At 69.0% G+C, this 18,255-nt stretch carries 13 protein-coding genes; 11 read left to right on the top strand and 2 right to left on the bottom strand.

Annotated elements, in window-relative coordinates; all coding sequences use genetic code 11:
- Positions 1 to 12 precede the first annotated feature (12 nt).
- The 9 genes from trpC to BR31_RS0117000 all read left to right on the top strand — a co-directional run bounded on the left by trpC (position 13) and on the right by BR31_RS0117000 (position 15,015).
- Entirely contained in the window at positions 13 to 822 is an 810-nt protein-coding gene (gene trpC / locus BR31_RS0117045; RefSeq protein ID WP_027502034.1) for an indole-3-glycerol phosphate synthase TrpC, read from the top strand.
- Between the two features lie 112 nt (positions 823 to 934).
- Positions 935 to 2,194 carry a tryptophan synthase subunit beta gene (gene trpB / locus BR31_RS0117040; protein WP_051637511.1) on the top strand — a complete coding sequence of 420 codons (1,260 nt, stop codon included), beginning with the start codon at positions 935 to 937 and terminating at the stop codon, positions 2,192 to 2,194.
- Positions 2,191 to 3,012, top strand: coding sequence for a tryptophan synthase subunit alpha (trpA, locus tag BR31_RS0117035; RefSeq protein WP_027502032.1), 822 nt, complete (start codon positions 2,191 to 2,193; stop codon positions 3,010 to 3,012). Before trpB ends, trpA begins: the two co-directional genes overlap by 4 nt.
- Positions 3,009 to 4,001 (top strand): prolipoprotein diacylglyceryl transferase, encoded by a 993-nt coding sequence (lgt, locus tag BR31_RS0117030; RefSeq protein ID WP_027502031.1) that lies wholly within the window; start codon positions 3,009 to 3,011, stop codon positions 3,999 to 4,001. The genes trpA and lgt overlap by 4 nt, the downstream gene beginning before the upstream one ends.
- A gap of 488 nt (positions 4,002 to 4,489) precedes the next feature.
- Positions 4,490 to 9,073, top strand: a complete 4,584-nt coding sequence (gene gltB, locus BR31_RS0117020) for a glutamate synthase large subunit (RefSeq protein ID WP_027502030.1) — start codon at positions 4,490 to 4,492, stop codon at positions 9,071 to 9,073.
- The gene (locus BR31_RS0117015) at positions 9,066 to 10,571 is read left to right on the top strand and encodes a glutamate synthase subunit beta (protein WP_027502029.1); all 1,506 of its coding nucleotides are present in this window, start codon (positions 9,066 to 9,068) and stop codon (positions 10,569 to 10,571) included. The genes gltB and BR31_RS0117015 overlap by 8 nt, the downstream gene beginning before the upstream one ends.
- Before the next feature lie 95 nt (positions 10,572 to 10,666).
- Complete coding sequence (pyk, locus tag BR31_RS0117010; protein WP_027502028.1) at positions 10,667 to 12,085, top strand: pyruvate kinase; 1,419 nt, start codon at positions 10,667 to 10,669, stop codon at positions 12,083 to 12,085.
- 9 nt (positions 12,086 to 12,094) lie between these two features.
- Positions 12,095 to 12,988 carry an acyl-CoA thioesterase gene (locus tag BR31_RS0117005; RefSeq protein WP_027502027.1) on the top strand — a complete coding sequence of 298 codons (894 nt, stop codon included), beginning with the start codon at positions 12,095 to 12,097 and terminating at the stop codon, positions 12,986 to 12,988.
- Between the two features lie 167 nt (positions 12,989 to 13,155).
- Positions 13,156 to 15,015 (top strand): ABC transporter ATP-binding protein/permease, encoded by a 1,860-nt coding sequence (locus BR31_RS0117000; protein WP_027502026.1) that lies wholly within the window; start codon positions 13,156 to 13,158, stop codon positions 15,013 to 15,015.
- A 9-nt stretch (positions 15,016 to 15,024) separates the two neighbouring features.
- On the opposite strand, the gene BR31_RS31575 is transcribed toward BR31_RS0117000, so the two are convergent.
- Positions 15,025 to 15,174 (bottom strand): hypothetical protein, encoded by a 150-nt coding sequence (locus tag BR31_RS31575; RefSeq protein WP_156042525.1) that lies wholly within the window; start codon positions 15,172 to 15,174, stop codon positions 15,025 to 15,027.
- Between the two features lie 346 nt (positions 15,175 to 15,520).
- Between BR31_RS31575 and BR31_RS0116990 the strand changes: the two genes are divergently transcribed.
- The gene (locus BR31_RS0116990; protein WP_231496530.1) at positions 15,521 to 16,504 is read left to right on the top strand and encodes an alpha/beta hydrolase; all 984 of its coding nucleotides are present in this window, start codon (positions 15,521 to 15,523) and stop codon (positions 16,502 to 16,504) included.
- A 9-nt stretch (positions 16,505 to 16,513) separates the two neighbouring features.
- Here the strand turns inward: BR31_RS0116990 and BR31_RS0116985 are convergent, their stop codons facing one another.
- Positions 16,514 to 16,975 (bottom strand): SRPBCC family protein, encoded by a 462-nt coding sequence (locus BR31_RS0116985; RefSeq protein ID WP_027502024.1) that lies wholly within the window; start codon positions 16,973 to 16,975, stop codon positions 16,514 to 16,516.
- Between the two features lie 112 nt (positions 16,976 to 17,087).
- Between BR31_RS0116985 and BR31_RS31920 the strand changes: the two genes are divergently transcribed.
- A complete protein-coding gene (locus BR31_RS31920) occupies positions 17,088 to 18,236 on the top strand; it encodes a phosphatidylinositol-specific phospholipase C domain-containing protein (RefSeq protein WP_027502023.1) in 1,149 nt (382 codons plus the stop codon).
- Positions 18,237 to 18,255: the final 19 nt, after the last annotated feature.

Genomic DNA, 18,255 nt, shown 5'->3' with positions numbered 1-18,255 from the left:
ACTCGGGACACGATGACGGTTCTCGATTCGATTCTCGATGGGGTGCGTGCAGACGTCGCAGCCCGTGAATCCGTTCTGGACTTCGCAGCAGTGAAGGCGGCCGCGGCCGCCGCTCCCGCGGCACTCGACGCCGCCGCCGCGCTGCGGGCGTCGGGGATCGGGGTCATCGCCGAGGTGAAGCGGGCCAGCCCGTCCAAGGGTGTGCTCTCGGACATCACCGATCCCGCCGAGCTCGCGGTGGCGTACCAGCAGGGCGGTGCCCGGGTGATCAGCGTGCTGACCGAGGAGCGCCGCTTCAACGGCTCGCTCGCGGATCTCGACGCCGTGCGCGCGGCCGTCACCATCCCGGTGCTGCGCAAGGACTTCATCGTCGGTCCGTACCAGATCCACGAGGCCAGGGCGCACGGCGCCGATGTGATCCTGCTGATCGTCGCCGCCCTCGAGCAGGACGCGCTCGCATCGCTGCTCGACCGCACCGAATCCCTCGGCATGACCGCCCTCGTGGAGGTGCACACCGAGGAGGAGGCCGACCGGGCCCTCGAGGCGGGCGCGAGCGTCATCGGCATCAACGCGCGCAACCTCAAGACCCTCGAGGTCGACCGCGACACCTTCGCCCGGATCGCACCCGGGTTGCCGACCGAGGTCGTCAAGATCGCCGAGTCGGGGGTCCGTGGGACCGCGGACCTGCTGGCCTACGCGGGTGCGGGCGCGGATGCCGTCCTCGTCGGCGAGGGCCTGGTCACCAGCGGCGATCCGCGCACGGCCGTCAAGGATCTGGTGGCCGCAGGGGCGCACCCGTCCTGCCCCAAGCCTGCTCGCTGACCGACCCCTGCCGGTCGGACCCGACGTGAGTTCGGTCGCACCGACAAGGCAGACTGGACGGGTGAGCACAGACGATCCCGTACTTTCCGCCAAGGGCCGCGGCCTTCCCCGCATGAGTGCCGGTGTGACCGAGCGCAGCGCCCACGAACCCGATCAGGGCGGCCATTTCGGTGCCTTCGGCGGACGCTACGTCCCCGAGGCGCTGATGGCGGTGATCGAGGAGGTCACCGCCGAGTACGACAAGGCCCGCGGGGACGACTCGTTCCTGGCCGAGCTGGATCGGCTGCAGCGTGACTACACCGGTCGTCCGTCGCCGGTGTACGAGGCCACCCGGCTCAGCGAGTTCGCGGGCGGCGCGCGTCTGCTGCTCAAGCGGGAAGACCTGAACCACACCGGTTCTCACAAGATCAACAATGTGCTCGGGCAGGCGCTGCTCGCCAAGCGGATGGGCAAAACCCGCGTCATCGCGGAGACCGGTGCCGGCCAGCACGGCGTCGCCACCGCCACCGCCTGCGCGCTGCTCGGCCTCGAGTGCGTCGTGTACATGGGCGAGGTCGACACCAAGCGGCAGGCGCTCAACGTCGCGCGGATGCGGCTGCTCGGCGCCGAGGTGATCCCCGCGACCACCGGCTCGGCGACGCTCAAGGACGCCATCAACGAGGCGCTGCGCGACTGGGTCACCAACGCGCACAACACCTACTACTGCTTCGGCACCGCCGCGGGCCCGCACCCGTTCCCGGTGATGGTGCGCGACTTCCAGCGGATCATCGGCCTCGAGGCGCGGGCGCAGGTGCAGGCGCACACCGGCCGGCTGCCGGACGCGGTCGCGGCCTGCGTCGGCGGCGGTTCCAACGCCATCGGCATCTTCCATGCGTTCATCGACGACCCGTCGGTGCGGTTGGTGGGCTTCGAGGCAGGCGGCGACGGCGTCGAGACCGGACGGCACGCCGCGACGATCGGGGGCGGCACCCCCGGTGCGCTGCACGGCGCCTACTCGTACCTGCTGCAGGACGAGGACGGCCAGACCATCGAGTCGCACTCGATCTCCGCGGGCCTGGACTACCCGGGCGTCGGTCCCGAGCACTCGCACCTGCACGACATCGGCCGCGCCGAGTACCGGGCGATCACCGACACCGAGGCGATGGACGCGCTCGCGCTGCTCAGCCGCCGCGAGGGCATCATCCCCGCCATCGAGTCCGCGCACGCGATCGCGGGCGCGCTCAAGCTCGGCAAGGAGCTCGGCGAGGGCGCGATCGTGCTGGTCAACATCTCCGGCCGCGGTGACAAGGACATGGACACCGCCGCGAAGTGGTTCGGCCTGATGCCGGACACCGACACCGAACACTCCAACGAGGAAGGCCAGGCGAAGTGACCGCACCGCAGCCGCACGCCGCAGCACCGTCCCGCCTTGGTGAGCTCTTCGCGCAGTGTCGGGCGGAGAACAGGGCCGCTCTGGTCGGGTACCTGCCCGCCGGCTACCCCGACCTGCCCCGGTCGATCGAGGCCTTCGAGACGCTCGTGGCCTCGGGCTGCGACCTGATCGAGGTCGGCATCCCGTACAGCGACCCTGTGATGGACGGCCCGACCATCCAGGCCGCCGCCGACGAGGCGCTCACCGCCGGCTTCCGGGTCCGGGACGTGTTCACCGTCGTCGAGGCCATCTCGAAGGCGGGCGGCAAGGCCGTCGTCATGACGTACTGGAACCTCGTGCTCAAGTACGGCGTCGACAACTTCGCCCGCGACCTCGCGGCAGCCGGCGGGCTCGGGATCATCACCCCGGATCTCATCCCGGACGAGGCGGCCGACTGGATCGCGGCCTCGGACCGGCACGGTCTGGACCGGACCTTCCTGGTCGCGCCGTCCTCGACCAACGAGCGGCTGGCGCAGACAGTCGACTCCTGCCGCGGCTTCGTGTACGCGACCTCAACGATGGGCGTCACCGGCGCCCGCGATGCGGTGTCCAACATGGCGCCGGACCTGGTGGCCCGGGTGCGTGCGCACTCCGACATCCCCGTCGGGGTCGGGCTCGGCGTCCGGTCCGGCGCGCAGGCCGCCGAGATCGCCGCCTACGCGGACGCGGTCATCGTCGGCTCCGCGCTGGTGACGGCCACCGCCGAGGGTCCTGCGGCGCTGCGGGCGATCACCGAGGAACTCGCCGCCGGAGTCCGCTCGGCTACCGTGGCGTCGTGACCACGACTGCCGACATCCTGGCGTACATCCCGAGCCCGCCCCAGGGCGTGTGGACGATCGGACCGCTGCCGCTGCGCGCCTACGCGCTGTTCATCATCCTCGGCATCGTCGTCGCCGCGGTGTGGGGCGATCGGCGCTGGGTCGCCCGCGGTGGCGAGAAGGGCACGGTCCTCGACGTCGCGATCTGGGCCGTCCCGTTCGGGCTGATCGGTGGTCGGCTCTACCACGTGGCCACCGACTGGAGCACCTACTTCGGCGAGGGGGGCGACCCGGTCGATGCGCTGAAGATCTGGCAGGGCGGCCTCGGCATCTGGGGTGCTGTGTTGTTCGGCGGCATCGGCGCCTGGATCGGCTGTCGGCAACGCGGGGTGCCGCTGCCCGCGCTCGGTGACGCCATTGCGCCCGGAATCCTGCTCGCGCAGGCGATCGGACGGATCGGCAACTACTTCAACCAGGAGCTGTACGGGCGCGAGACGACCGTGCCGTGGGGCCTGGAGATCTACGAGCGGGTGAACGCCGCCGGTCGCCTCGACCAGCTGGCCGGCACCTCCACCGGCGTGGTGGAGAAGGTCGTGCACCCCACCTTCCTGTACGAGCTCGTCTGGAACCTGCTGATCGTCGTGCTGCTGGTCTGGGCGGACCGCCGCTACCAGATCGGCCACGGCAGGCTGTTCGCGCTCTACGTCGCCGGGTATTGCATGGGCCGCTTCTTCGTCGAGCTCCTGCGCGACGACTACGCGACCCACATCGCCGGGGTCCGGATCAACGTGTTCACGTCGGTGATCGTTTTCATCGGAGCGGTGATCTACTTCCTCGCGGCGAAGAAGGGCAGGGAGGCCCCGGAGGAACTGCAGCCGAAGCATCCTCGCGAGCCCGTGGCCGCAGGCGTCTCGGCGACAGGTTCCTCGGCGACCGTCGACTCGCCGGCCGAACCCGATGCGAGCGCCGCGGATTCCGGCGGCGCCGACGCGAAAAAGACCGACAGCTAGCTCACGCCGGTGGATGCCGGCGCGACCGGGTCGCAGCACGCCGCGGCGCCCTATGGCCGCGACCCGTTCACCGGCGAGCCGCTCTCGGACGAGTCCGAGCTCGCCGCGGGTCTGCTGTAGATCTTTCTCGGCGCGTTCGGCGTCGGACGGTTCTACCCGGGGCAGGGGCGCAAGCTCCGGAGCTGACGTCACCGACGATCGCGGAACGGCGATGTGTGCTGTGGCCTGAAGGCAGGTTCTGGGTCCGGTTGGGGGCCCGCGACCAGCGCCAAGGCCACAATCCTCGTCCTATTGGTGCGGGGTGCCCACTGCTAAACTGAGCACGCCCGAGTGTGACGCTCGGAGTTTCTTTTCGGGCCACAGTCGTCCCGGAACCCCGAACTGGTGTGATCTCCACCCGACCCGGTGGGACCCGCCAGCCGAGGCTCCGTGCGATGGCCCCCGCGCGCCACACCCGGCAGCCTTCTCGGCCGATGTGGAGGTGCCCGTTGCTGTTTTCTCGCTCGCCCGCGCCGCAAGGTCTGTACGACCCGGCCCAGGAGGCCGATTCCTGCGGTGTCGCGATGGTGGCCGACATCCTCGGCAGGCGCTCGCACTCGATCGTCGCGGACGGGCTCCTCGCTCTGGCGAATCTCGAACATCGCGGCGCCGCGGGCGCCGAACCGAACAGCGGAGACGGCGCAGGCATCCTGCTGCAGCTGCCGACCGCCCTGCTCGCCGAGGTCGCCGGGTTCGCGCTGCCCGAGCCGAACCAGGAAGGCGCCAACACCTACGCCGCCGGGATCTGCTTCCTCCCGCAGCCGCCGGATCCACGCGCCGCCGCGGTCGAGCGGATCCGGGCGATCGCCGAGGACGAGGGACTCGAGGTTCTCGGCTGGCGCGAGGTGCCGGTCGACCCCGACGGCGCGGACATCGGCCGGTCCGCGCGCGACTGCATGCCGCACATGAGCCAGCTGTTCGTCGCGGGACCGGCTGGTCCCGACGGCCGTCCCGCTGGCCTTGACCTGGACCGCCTGGTCTACGGGTTGCGCAAGCGCGCCGAGCAGGTCACCCCGCAGGTCGAGGCGGACGGCACCGGCGTGTACTTCCCGTCGCTGTCGAGCCGGACGATGGTCTACAAGGGGATGCTGACCACCGCACAGCTGCCCACGTTCTTCCCCGACCTGCGCGACGACCGCTGCCACAGCGCGATCGCGATCGTGCACAGCAGGTTCTCCACCAACACCTTCCCGTCCTGGCCGCTCGCCCACCCGTTCCGATTCGTCGCCCACAACGGCGAGATCAACACCGTGCGCGGGAATCGGAACCGGATGCACGCAAGGGAGGCGTTGCTCGCCAGCGCGCTGATCCCCGGTGACCTCAAACGGCTCTTCCCGATCTGCACGCCCGAGGCCTCGGATTCCGCGTCCTTCGACGAGGTGCTCGAGCTGCTGCATCTCGGCGGGCGCAGCGTGGCGCACGCCGTGATGATGATGGTCCCGGAGGCGTGGGAGAACGATGCCCAGATGAACGCCGAGCGGCGCGACTTCTACCGCTTTCACGCCTCGCTGATGGAGCCGTGGGACGGCCCCGCCTGCGTGACCTTCACCGACGGCACCGAGGTCGGGGCGGTGCTCGACCGCAACGGACTGCGTCCCGGCCGGTGGTGGCAGACGGCGGACGGGCGAGTGATCCTCGCCAGCGAGAGCGGCGTCCTCGACGTGCCGCCGTCCGAGGTGGTGGCCAAGGGCAGGCTCGAGCCGGGTCAGATGTTCCTCGTCGACACCGCGGCAGGCCGGATCGTGCCGGACGAGGAGGCCAAGCTGCGGCTGGCCAGGGAGCGTCCGTACTCGGAGTGGCTGCACAGCGGGCTGCTCGAGCTGAGGGAGCTGCCGGAACGCGCGCACATGCAGCATCCGCACGAGTCGGTGGTGCTCAGGCAGGTGGTCTTCGGATACACCGAGGAGGACCTCCGGATCCTGCTCGCTCCCATGGCCTCCGCGCCCGGTGAGCCGCTGGGCTCGATGGGCACCGACACCCCGGTTGCGGTCATGTCGCAGCGTTCGCGGTTGCTCTACGACTACTTCATCGAACTGTTCGCGCAGGTGACCAACCCGCCGCTGGACGCGATCCGGGAGGAGGTCGTCACGTCCCTCTCTCGGGTGATGGGACCGGAGCAGAACCTGCTCGACCCGACCGCCGCCTCGTGCAGGCAGATCGTGCTGCCCTGGCCGGTACTCGACAACGACGAGCTCAGCAAGATCATCCACATCAACGACGACGGCGACAACCAGGGCCTGGCGGCCACGGTGCTGCGCGCGCTCTACGACGTCGAGCGGGGCGGCGCGGGTATGGCCGAGGCGATCGAGGAGTTGCGGTCGGCGGCGAGTGAGGCGATCGCGGCGGGGTACCGGACACTGATCATCTCGGACCGCGATTCAGACCATGCCCGCGCGCCGATCCCGTCCCTGCTCGCGGTCTCCGCCGTGCACCACCACCTGGTGCGGACGAAGGAGCGCACCAAGGTGGCGCTTGTCGTCGAGACCGGTGATGCGCGCGAGGTGCACCACCTGGCGCTGCTGATCGGTTTCGGGGCAGCCGCGGTGAACCCGTACCTGGCGATGGAGTCCATCGAGGACCTCGTCAGCGAGGGCGAGTTGGTCGGCGTCGAGCCGCAGATCGCGGTCCGCAACTACCTGACCGGCCTGGGCAAGGGCGTGCTGAAGGTGATGTCCAAGATGGGCATCTCGACCGTCGGGTCCTACACGGCGGCACAGGTTTTCGAGGCCATCGGACTCGACCGTGAACTGGTCGACGAGTACTTCACCGGCACCGTCAGCAAGCTCGGCGGGGTCGGGCTCGACGTGCTCGCCGAGGAGGTCCGGATCAGGCAGCGGATCGCGTATCCCGACAACCCGACCGACCGGGCGCACCGCAGGCTGGAGGTGGGCGGCGAGTACCAGTTCCGCCGCGAGGGCGAGCTGCACCTGTTCACCCCGGAGACGGTGTTCCTGCTCCAGCACGCGACCCGGTCGCGCCAGCGGGAGGTGTTCGCCCGGTACAGCGAGGAAGTCAACCGGCTGGCCGCGGCGGGAGGCGCGCTGCGCGGGCTGTTCCGGTTCCGCGAGGGACTGCGCGAGCCGGTCCCGCTCGACGAGGTGGAGTCCGTGGAGTCCATCGTCACGCGCTTCAACACCGGCGCGATGAGCTACGGGTCGATCTCGGCCGAGGCGCACGAGACGATGGCGATCGCGATGAACAACCTCGGCGGACGGTCGAACTCGGGGGAGGGCGGCGAGGACACCGACCGGCTCTACGATCTGCGCAGGCGCAGCGCGGTCAAGCAGGTCGCCAGCGGCCGGTTCGGCGTCACCAGCGACTACCTGGTGAACGGCACCGACATCCAGATCAAGATGGCGCAGGGCGCGAAGCCGGGGGAGGGCGGGCAGTTGCCCCCCTTCAAGGTGTACCCGTGGGTGGCCAAGACCAGGCACTCGACGCCGGGCGTCGGACTGATCTCCCCGCCGCCGCATCACGACATCTACTCGATCGAGGATCTGGCCCAGCTGATCCACGACCTGAAGAACGCGAACGAGCAGGCCCGCGTGCACGTGAAGCTGGTCAGCTCGGTCGGCGTCGGCACGGTCGCGGCAGGGGTGTCGAAGGCGCATGCCGACGTGGTCCTCATCTCCGGGCACGACGGCGGCACAGGGGCATCCCCACTGACCTCCCTCAAGCATGCAGGAGCTCCGTGGGAGATCGGGCTCGCCGACGCGCAACAGACGTTGGTGCTCAACGGTCTTCGGGACCGGATCACCGTCCAGTGCGACGGCGGCATGCGTACCGCCCGCGACGTCATGGTCGCGGCATTGCTCGGCGCGGAGGAGTTCGGGTTCTCCACGGCGCCGCTGATCGTGGCCGGCTGCATCATGATGCGGGTCTGTCACCTCGACACCTGTCCGGTCGGGGTGGCCACCCAGAACCCGGAACTGCGCAAGCGGTACAACGGCAAACCGGAGTTCGTCGAGGAGTTCTTCCGGTTCATCGCCCAGGACGTCCGAGAGTTCTTGGCGCAGCTCGGCTTCCGCAGCATCGACGAGGCGGTGGGCCGGGCCGACGTGCTCGAGACCGCGGAGGGAATCGCGCACTGGAAGAGCCGTGGGCTCGACCTGTCGGCGATCTTCGAGATCCCGACCGACCGCGACGGCACACCGATGACCCAGCGCCGCAGGCAACGCGATCAGGATCACGGCCTGGAGTTGGCGCTGGACCGCACCCTGATCCAGCTCGCCGAGGGCGCGCTGGAGGACGCGCACCCCGTGCGGCTTGAGCTGCCGGTGCGCAACGTCAACCGCACGGTCGGCACCCTGCTGGGGTCGGAGGTGACCCGTCGCTACGGCGCGGAGGGGTTGCCGGACGACACCATCCGCGTGGAGCTGACCGGCTCGGCCGGCCAGTCGCTCGGTGCGTTCCTGCCGCCAGGGGTGACGATCGACATGATCGGCGACGCGAACGACTATGTCGGCAAGGGGCTCTCAGGCGGACGGATCGTGGTGCGGCCGTCCCCGGACGCGACGTTCGCGGCGCAGGGCCAGGTGATCGCGGGCAACACGATCCTCTACGGCGCCACCTCCGGCGAGGTCTACCTGCGCGGGCTGGTCGGCGAGCGGTTCTCGGTGCGCAACTCCGGCGCAACCGCGGTCGTCGAGGGCGTCGGGGACCACGCCTGCGAGTACATGACCGGCGGCCGCGTCGTGGTGCTCGGCCGCACGGGCCGCAACCTCGCGGCGGGCATGTCCGGCGGCATCGCGTACGTACTGGACCTGGATCCGGAGATGGTGAACCCGGCGATGGTCACGCTGCAGCGACTCGATGCGGACGACCTCGCGTGGCTGTCCGAGGCGGTCGCGCGGCACCGGAACTGGACCGGGTCGCCGTTGGCGGCCTCGGTGCTGGCGGACTGGCCGCGCCGAAGCGCGTTGTTCACCAAGGTGCTGCCGGTCGACTACCAACGGGTGCTCGACGCGACCCGGCTCGCGCGGGCCGAGGGCCGGGACGTGGACATCGCGATCATGGAGGCGGCTCGTGGCTGATCCCCAGGGCTTCATGAAGGTGGTCAAGAGGGACGCACCCAAGCGCCCGGTCACCGAGCGCATCGGTGACTGGAACGAGGTCTATGCCGAGCAGCCGGCCGCGGAGCGGGCAAGGGAGGTCGCCGAGCAGGCGACCCGGTGCATGGATTGCGGGGTTCCGTTCTGTCACTCGGGTTCCGCGGGCTGCCCACTGGGCAACCTGATCCCCGATTGGAACGACCTGGTGCGCCGTGACCGGTGGGGCGCTGCCAGCGAACGGCTGCACGCCACGAACAATTTCCCCGAGTTCACGGGCCGGGTGTGCCCGGCGCCATGCGAGGCGGCGTGCGTGCTGTCGATCGCCGAGAACGACACCGGCGGCTCGGTCACGATCAAGCGGATCGAACAGGCGATCGCGGACGCGGCGTGGGAGGGCGGCATCGTCGTGCCCCAGCACCCGGTGATCAGCACGGGCAAGAAGGTCGCGGTTGTCGGCTCGGGACCGGGCGGCCTGGCCGCGGCGCAACAGCTCACCAGGGCGGGGCACGATGTGACGGTGTTCGAGCGCGACGACCGCCTCGGCGGACTGCTGCGGTACGGCATCCCCGCGTTCAAGATGGACAAGTCGATCCTGGAGCGACGCCTGACCCAGATGCGTTCGGAGGGAACCCATTTCGTCACCGACTGCGAGGTCGGCGTTGATCTGACCGTGGAACAGCTGCGCGCCCGGTTCGACGCCGTCGTGCTGGCCGTCGGTGCGCTGCGGGCGCGGGACAACACCACCGTGGAGGGCCGCGAGCTCAAGGGCATCCACCTGGCGATGGACCACCTGGTGCTGTCGAACCGGGAATGCGAGGGCGACGGCGCGAGCCCCATCACCGCGAAGGGCAAGCACGTGGTGATCATCGGGGGCGGCGACACGGGGGCGGACTGCCTCGGGACCGCGCACCGTCAGGGAGCGGCGTCGGTGACCCAGCTCGACTACAACCCGGAGCTGCCGACCGAACGCGACGACGAGCGTTCCCCGTGGCCGTCCTGGCCGATGGTGCTGCGCACCTCGCCTGCGCACGCGGAGGGCGGCGTCCGCCGCTACGAGGTCGCGGTGCAGCGCTTCCTCGGTGACGAGCAGGGCAACGTGCGGTCGATGGTGCTGGCCGAGGTGAAGGTCAGCCGGGACGAGGAGGGTCGCAGGCACGTCCGTCCCGTCGGCGAGGAGGTCGAACTGCCCTGTGAGATGGCGCTGTTCGCGATCGGGTTCGAGGGCGTCGAGTACAGCCGGATGCTCGACGATCTCGGGTTGTCGCTGACCCGACGCGGTGTGCTCTCGTGCGGTCCCGACTGGCAGACAACGGCGCCGGGCGTCTTCGTCTGCGGAGACGCGCACCGCGGGGCGTCCCTGGTGGTGTGGGCGATCGCCGAGGGGCGATCGGCGGCGCGCGGCGTCGACGTTTATCTCTCGGGGCAATCGGACCTGCCCTCGCCCGTGCACCCGACATCGCTGCCGCTCGCGGTCGTGTGAATTGCGGGCAAACGTAAAGGGTCTAATTGTTTGTATGTATGCACAATTCACCGCCTGCGATGGAGATGAGTGAGGGCACCGACTAGGCTCGACGCGTGACCCGACGGACGAAAATTGTGTGCACGCTCGGCCCTGCAACCGCGACCGGGGATCGCATTCGTGAGCTCGTCGAGAGCGGCATGGACGTGGCCCGGCTGAACTTCAGCCACGGCGAACACGCCGACCACGAGGAGAACTATCGACGGGTCCGCGAGGCCTCGGACGCGACCGGAAAGGCCGTCGGCATCCTCGCCGACCTCCAGGGCCCGAAGATCCGGCTCGGCCGCTTCGCCACCGGTAGCACGGTGTGGGAGAACGGCGAGGAGGTGCGGATCACGGTCGAAGACTGTGACGGCACCCACGATCGCGTCTCCACCACCTACAAGGAGCTGGCCAAGGACGCCAAGCCGGGAGATCGGCTGCTGGTCGACGACGGCAAGGTCGGACTGACGGTCACCGCCGTCGAGGGCAACGACGTCGTCTGCGCGGTGACCGAGGGCGGTCCGGTCAGCAACAACAAGGGCGTCTCACTGCCCGGCATGAACGTCTCGGTGCCCGCCATGTCCGAGAAGGACATCGAGGACCTCGAGTTCGCGCTGCGCCTCGGCGTCGACTTCATCGCGCTCTCCTTCGTCCGGTCGCCCGCGGACATCGAGCTCGTGCACGCGGTCATGGACCGTCTCGACCGCCGGGTGCCGGTGATCGCGAAGCTGGAGAAGCCCGAGGCGATCGAGAACCTCGAGGCCGTGGTGCTGGCCTTCGACGCGGTGATGGTCGCCCGCGGCGACCTCGGCGTCGAGCTGCCGCTCGAGCAGGTGCCCCTCGTGCAGAAGCGAGCCATCCAGATCGCCAGGGAGAACGCCAAGCCCGTCATCGTGGCGACGCAGATGCTCGAGTCGATGATCGAGAACTCGCGGCCGACCCGCGCCGAGGCCTCGGACGTCGCCAACGCCGTCCTCGACGGTGCCGACGCCGTGATGCTGTCGGGGGAGACCTCGGTCGGCAAGTTCGTCATGGAGACCGTGCAGACGATGGCCCGGATCGTGGAGGCGGTCGAGGCCGAGTCCACCCGGGTGCCCCCGCTGACCCACGTTCCGCGGACCAAGCGCGGCGTGATCTCCTACGCCGCACGCGACATCGGCGAGCGCCTGGATGCCAAGGCGCTGGTCGCGTTCACCCAGTCCGGCGACACGGTCCGCAGGCTGGCGCGACTGCACACGCCGCTGCCGCTGCTCGCCTTCACGCCGCTGCCGGAGGTGCGCAGCCAGCTGGCCCTGACCTGGGGTACCGAGACCTTCCTGGTGTCTCCGGTCTCGACGACCGATCAGATGATCGGGCAGGTGGACACCGCGCTGCTGTCGCTCGGCCGGTACAACAAGGGCGACCTCGTCGTGATCGTGGCCGGTTCGCCTCCGGGCACCGTAGGCTCGACCAACCTGATTCACGTGCACCGCATCGGAGAAGAGGACCACTAGGTGACTGACCTGGGGGCACAGCCCCTTCCCGTTCGGGCGGGGGATCTCGACATCCTTCTCAGCGTGCTCGATCTCGAACAGCTCGACGAGGACGTGTTCCTCGGGCAGCACCCGCCCCAGGCCCAGCTCGGCAGCCGGACGTTCGGCGGCCAGCTGGTGTCCCAGGCGATCATCGCGGCGGGGCGCACCGTGTCCGGTGACCGGCCGGTGCACGCCATCAACGCCCACTTCATCCGCGGCGGCGACGTGAAGCGGCCGATCGAGTACCGGGTGCAGCGTCACCGCGACGGCAGGGCCTTCGCGAACCGCCAGGTCGTCGCCTATCAGGACGACCAGGAGCTGTTCGTGATGCTCGTGGCATTCCAGGACTGGGGAAAGGGTCTCGAGCACGCGGTCGAGGTCCCGGACGTGCCGTACCCGGACACGCTGCCGCCGCTCGGCGACCACTTCGTCGGGTACGAGGACCGGCTGCAGATGTTCGTCAACGCCCTCAAGCCGATCGACATGCGGTACGCGAACGACCCGAGCTGGATCCTCAAGGGCACCGGGGAGAAGCTCAACCACAACCGGGTCTGGATGAAGGCGGACGGCGAGCTGCCCGACGATCCGCTGCTCCACGTCGCGACGATGGGCTACTCCTCGGACACCACGGTGCTCGACTCGATCATCACAACCCACGGGCTGTCCTGGGGACTGGACCGGATCGTCGCGGCCACCGTGAACCACTCGATCTGGTTCCACCGGCCGTTCCGGTTCGACGAGTGGGTGCTGTACGCGACGGAGTCGCCGGTGGCGGCGGGCTCGCGCGGCCTGGCGACCGGTCGGTTCTTCTCGCTCGAGGGCCAGTTGCTCGCGACCGTGGTGCAGGAGGGTCTGATCCGGCACTTCCCGAGCCGGAAGTAGCTGGGTAGCCCTTCGTCACTGCGGGCGAAAGTCGTTGACGGCGTGCTGGAACGGCACTTCGGTGCCGTTGGTCGCGCTGCGTGGGTGTCATCGGGGTTAGACTTCGCCATCTCTACGGCGCGGGCGTGTTGGTCGCTCGTGCCGTGACCGCGTGAATGGGGTGGCGTATGTCGGATGACGGCGGGCTCGACTGGGACCACGAGGTCGTCACGAGCCTGATATGGACATTCCGGGCATTCGCCATCGCGGCGGTGTGCTTCGTCCTGATCGCGTATGTGCTCTTCCGGACCACCCGATGGGGTAGGCAGTTCTGGCGGATCAGCGGCGACTATTTCAAGGGCCGCGAGAGCGCGCCGGTGTACGCATTGCTGGCCGTTGTGCTGTTCATGACCGTCTTCGCGGTCCGCATGACCGTGCTGTTCTCGTACCAGGGCAACGAGATGTACACCGCCCTGCAGATGGCCGCGCAGTCCTATGCCCAGGGGGATGTCGGTGCGTTGGACGCGGCGAAGGCGGCCTTCTGGCGGAGCCTGTGGATCTTCGGGGTGCTGGCCACGATCCACGTGGCCAGGTCGCTGCTGATCTTCTACATCGGCCAGGCCTTCGACATCCGCTGGCGGGTGTGGTTGACCGAGCACGTGACCACCGACTGGCTGCACGGGCGCGCGTTCTATCGCGACCGATTCGTCGACGAGACCATCGACAACCCCGATCAGCGGATCCAGGCCGACATCACCGACTTCGTCACGGTCTCGCGCTCGCTGTCCATGGGTGCGGTCGGCGCGGTCGTCTCCCTGGTGTCGTTCACGACCATCCTCTGGGATCTGTCGGGGCCGATGACGGTGTTCGGCACCGAGATCCCCCGCGCCATGGTCTTTCTCGTGTTCGCGTACGTGCTCGTCTCGACCATCGTGGCGTTCTGGATCGGCAGGCCGCTGATCCAGCTGAACTTCTGGAACGAGCGGCTCACAGCGAACTTCCGTTACGCGCTGGTCCGGGTGCGGGACAGTGCGGAGAATGTCGCCTTCTACCGGGGTGAGGGCGTCGAGCGGCACGGGCTGCTCTTCCGCTTTGCCGCCGTCATCAGGAACTACTGGCGAATCGTCTTCCGTACCTTGAAGTTCAACGGCTGGAATCTGGTGGTCAACCAGATCGCGGAGGTGTTCGCCTTCATCATCCAGGCGCCGCGGTTCTTCAACGGCACGATCACCCTCGGCGACATGACGCAGTCCGCGACCGCCTTCAGGCAGGTGCACGACTCGCTCTCGTTCTTCCGTGAGTCCTATGACGTCTTCGCCGGGTACCGGGCCAGCCTGATCCGTCTCAACGGACTGATGGACGCCAACTCGGATTCGAGGGAACTGCCCGCGATCGCGGTCTCGGAGCTCGAGGGCGCGCTGCGGGTCGAGGGCGTGCAGGTGCGCAGGCCGGACGGGTTCTCGCTGATCGCGGACCTGGACCTGTCGATGGCGCCGGGCGACACCCTCGTCGTCAAGGGACGGTCGGGCAGTGGCAAGACCACCCTGCTGCGCAGCCTCGCCGAGATGTGGCCGTACACCGAGGGGCAGGTCCGGCGGCCGGCAGGAACCAAGACGCTGTTCCTGTCCCAGATGCCGTACCTGCCGCTCGGTGATCTGCGGACCGCCGCCGCGTACCCGGGCACGCCGGACGAACTCGGCGACGAGTCGATCCGGGAGGCCCTGCGGAAGGTGCAGCTCGCGAACCTCGTCGATCGTCTCGACGAGGAGGCGGACTGGGCGAAGATCCTCTCGCCGGGAGAGCAGCAGCGGATTGCGTTCGCCCGCATCCTGCTGATCCGGCCGGAGTTGGTGTTCCTCGACGAGGCCACCTCCGCTGTCGACGAGGGTCTCGAGTACTCGCTGTACAGCCTGATCCGGACCGAGGCGCCGGACTGCATGCTCGTGAGCGTCAGCCACCGCAGCACGGTCGACCAGCACCACGCTCAGCAGTTGCAGCTCGCCGGCGACGGACCGTGGGACCTGTCCCCGGTACCGGTGCCGGTGTAGGGCGGGCGGTCAGACCGGGCGCCAGCCGTTCGGCATGTGCTCGTCGGCGAATGCCAGCTTGATCCGGATCAGTTCCGATCGGTTGGGTTTGCCGGACTTCATCAGGAGGCCCTCCTGCTGGGCCTGCTGGTCGTACTCCTCGATCCGCACGGCATCCATCTTGACTCCGACCAGGGGCCGGACCGGGCCTGGCCTAGGCATCGATGCCCGCCCACCGGAGTTCCTGACCCGACCATGTTCCCCGCATGATGCCGCCCCTCCCCAAGGATCTTCGTGGCCGTGCCACATTCGCCGGTCAATGTATCCAAATCGGACATACCTATCGGTTGGTTTGATGGTAATTCTTGGGTCGCACACTCCCGGACACCGGGGCGTTGATGGTCGCGGAGTGGTGTCTGCCCGGGCCACATGCAGGTAACGATTGTGCGGAGCACCCAACTCGAGGGCGGGCGCGGGGAATAGCGTGGTGCCAATGTGACTCAAGTCACGGCGGAGGTCGATGGCGATGCGCGGATCTACGAGGGGTGTCCGGGACGGAGCACGATCCGCGGTGCTGATCCTGATCGCGGCACTGGTGCTACCGCTCGGACTGGCGCTCGGCGCCGCCGCGCCCGCCTCGGCCAATCCGTACGACCGGTTCCACGAGGACTGGGTGCCCGCGCCCGGCGGCGTCGGGCACGTCAAGGTCCGGATGTGGCTGGCGAACAACGGCAGCAACAAGGCCGTCTACCTGCTCGACGGGATCCGGGCCACCGATGACGTCAGCGGCTGGGAGCACGAGACCAACGCGGCCTGGCTGTCGGATCACGGTGTCAACGTGATCGAACCTGTCGGGGGCGAGTCCAGCTTCTACGCGGACTGGTACGCGCCGAACAACTTCACCAACCAACCGTACAAGTACATGTTGGAGTCGTTTCTCACCCAGAACCTGCCCGATCACCTCGCGTCCAGGTACGGCATCAGCCGCACCAGCAATGCGGTCGTCGGCTTGTCGATGGGCGGCAACGCGGCCCTGATCCTCGCGGCCCATCACCGTAACCAGTTCACCTTCGCAGGCGCGATGTCCGGCTACCTCAACCTGTCGGCGCCGGGGATGCGCGAGGCCATTCGCATCGCGATGCTCGATGCGGGCCTGTACAACTCGGACTGCATGTGGGGCCCGCCATGGGACCCGGCCTGGCTGCGGCACGACCCGTTCGTCCAGGCCGAGGGGTTGCGCGGGCTGCCGATGTGGATCTCGGCCGCCAGCGGGCTGCCGGGTCAGCACAACCGGCCGGTGTACCCGATCGACTACATCAACACCGCGACGGGAATGGGCCTCGAGGCGCTCTCGCTGGCCCAGAGCAGGGCCTTCCAGGTGCGGCTGTTGACGATGGGCATCGATTCAGCCCACTTCGACTTCCCTGCAACGGGAACCCATGCGTGGCCGTACTGGCAGGACCAGCTGTGGGCGATGCTGCCGATGCTCAAGGCCTCGATCGGCGCCTGACCGGCCGGGTCAGGACGCCTCGGCGGCCGCCGCGATGTCCCGCAGATCCTGCGCCATCATCTTCTCGGTTGCCTTTGCGCCGAGCCTGCCGAAGACCTTCATCAGCAGCCTTGCCAGGAAGCTCGATCGGTCCGGGTCGGCGGTGAAGGTCATCGAGAGATCCGTGCCTGCGCCGCTCGGGGCCAGCGTGAAGGACGTCGTGTAGTCGGCGCCGCGGGAGTTCGCCTTCACCACGGTCCGGCGCCCCGGCTCGACCTCGGCGACCCACATCTCCTCGTTGGCTTCCTTGCCGAGCATCTTGCGGGTCTCACGCCAGCGGGTACCGACGGCGTAGCCCTCGCCCGTGATCCGCTCCGTGCCGATCACTCCGGTGAGCATCGTGGCTGCCGCGTCGAGGTCGGTGAGCACCGCCCACACCTTCGCCGGCGTTGCGGCCACGTGTCTGGTGAGCTGAATCTCGGTGTTCGACAAGGTCGGAGCCCTTCGTTCGGGGGTATCCGGCTCGGCTCGAACCGAACCCGGCGGCGCTCTGTGCCCGTACGCTGCCCGTGTCGTGATCCGCTCATCGTAAAGGCAGTACGAAGTGAATTCTCCTCGACCGGCAGGCCTCGTCGCCGTGGCCGCCGCCGCGGTCCTGTTCGTGTGTGCCGTGCCCGCAGGCGCGGGACCGGCTACGGCGTCCGGGTCCCCGTACTCGGCGACCACCGCGGTCGGCGTGCACAACGCCTACGAGCAGCACACGTACGAGTACCTCGCGGACGCCTTGGACTCGGGAGCGGGCCTGATCGAACTCGACGTCTGGACCAACAGCTTCGACGTGGTGCCGGGCGCCGTCGCCGCGGTGACGGCAGGCGCCGTTCCATCGAACGGTGGCAGCACCGACGCGCTGGTCGCGAGGCTCAACGACAGCGCCGTCAGCGATTGGCGGGTCGCGCACGAGAACCCGGTGGCGAACGCGAACAACTGCGCGAACGCGACCGAACCGGATCAGCTGCGGGCCATGCCCCGTGATCAGGATCTCGCCGGCTGCCTCGCCGATCTCCGGGTCTGGCACGACGCGAACCCCGGCCATCGGCCGGTGATGGTCAAGATCGAGATGAAGGACGGCTTCAACGCACCAGGGGGGCTCGGCCCCCGCGAGTTCGACGCCCTGCTCGACGAGCGGCTCGGTTCCGCTCTGTTCCGCCCGTCCGATCTGACCGGCGGTGCGCCCGTCACCCTCGACGAGGCCGTGCGGACCGACGGCTGGCCAGGGCGGGGCGAGCTGGCGGGAAAGTTCATCATCGAGCTGATCCCCGGGACGGTGGAGCAGAAGAACCCGGCCGACCCGCTGTGGACGGATGTCGAATACGCCACCCATCTCCGGGATCTTGCCGCGGCGGGCGCGCTGGAGCAGGCCGTCGCCTTCCCTGCTGTGCTCCGTGCGGAGGCGGGTGACCCCCGGCAGGCCCGGTATCCGGACGCCTCGATCCGGCCGTGGTTCGTGATCTTCGACGGGGACGCCTCGGCCTTCGTGAGCGGCGGCATCGACACCGCCTGGTATCGCGATCGTGGCTACTTGCTGGTGATGACCGATGCGCACAACGTCGCCCCCGCGATCGACGGCATCAGTCCACCGGAGGCGGCGGCGCTCGCCCGCGTCGACGAACTCGCGACAGCCAATGCGAGCGTGGTGACCTCGGACTGGCACCCGCTGCCGGGAGTGCTCTCGCGGGTCGTGCCGAGGGGCTGATGCGGCCGGGCGGCAAGGC

It is taken from the genome of Rhodococcus sp. UNC363MFTsu5.1 (assembly GCF_000686785.1).
Classification (GTDB): Bacteria; Actinomycetota; Actinomycetes; order Mycobacteriales; family Mycobacteriaceae; genus Rhodococcus_G; species Rhodococcus_G maanshanensis.
The sequence above is the reverse complement of the archived record's forward strand: the minus strand, read 5'-3'. Positions and strand labels throughout refer to the sequence as shown.

Excerpts from the sequence above, each read along its gene's own strand:
- trpB (WP_051637511.1), top strand. The coding sequence starts at position 935 with ATGAGTGCCGGTGTGACCGAGCGCAGCGCCCACGAACCCGATCAGGGC.
- BR31_RS0116990 (WP_231496530.1), top strand. The coding sequence starts at position 15,521 with ATGCGCGGATCTACGAGGGGTGTCCGGGACGGAGCACGATCCGCGGTG.
- BR31_RS0117000 (WP_027502026.1), top strand. The coding sequence starts at position 13,156 with ATGTCGGATGACGGCGGGCTCGACTGGGACCACGAGGTCGTCACGAGC.
- BR31_RS31575 (WP_156042525.1), bottom strand. The coding sequence starts at position 15,174 with ATGGATGCCGTGCGGATCGAGGAGTACGACCAGCAGGCCCAGCAGGAG.
- trpC (WP_027502034.1), top strand. The coding sequence starts at position 13 with ATGACGGTTCTCGATTCGATTCTCGATGGGGTGCGTGCAGACGTCGCA.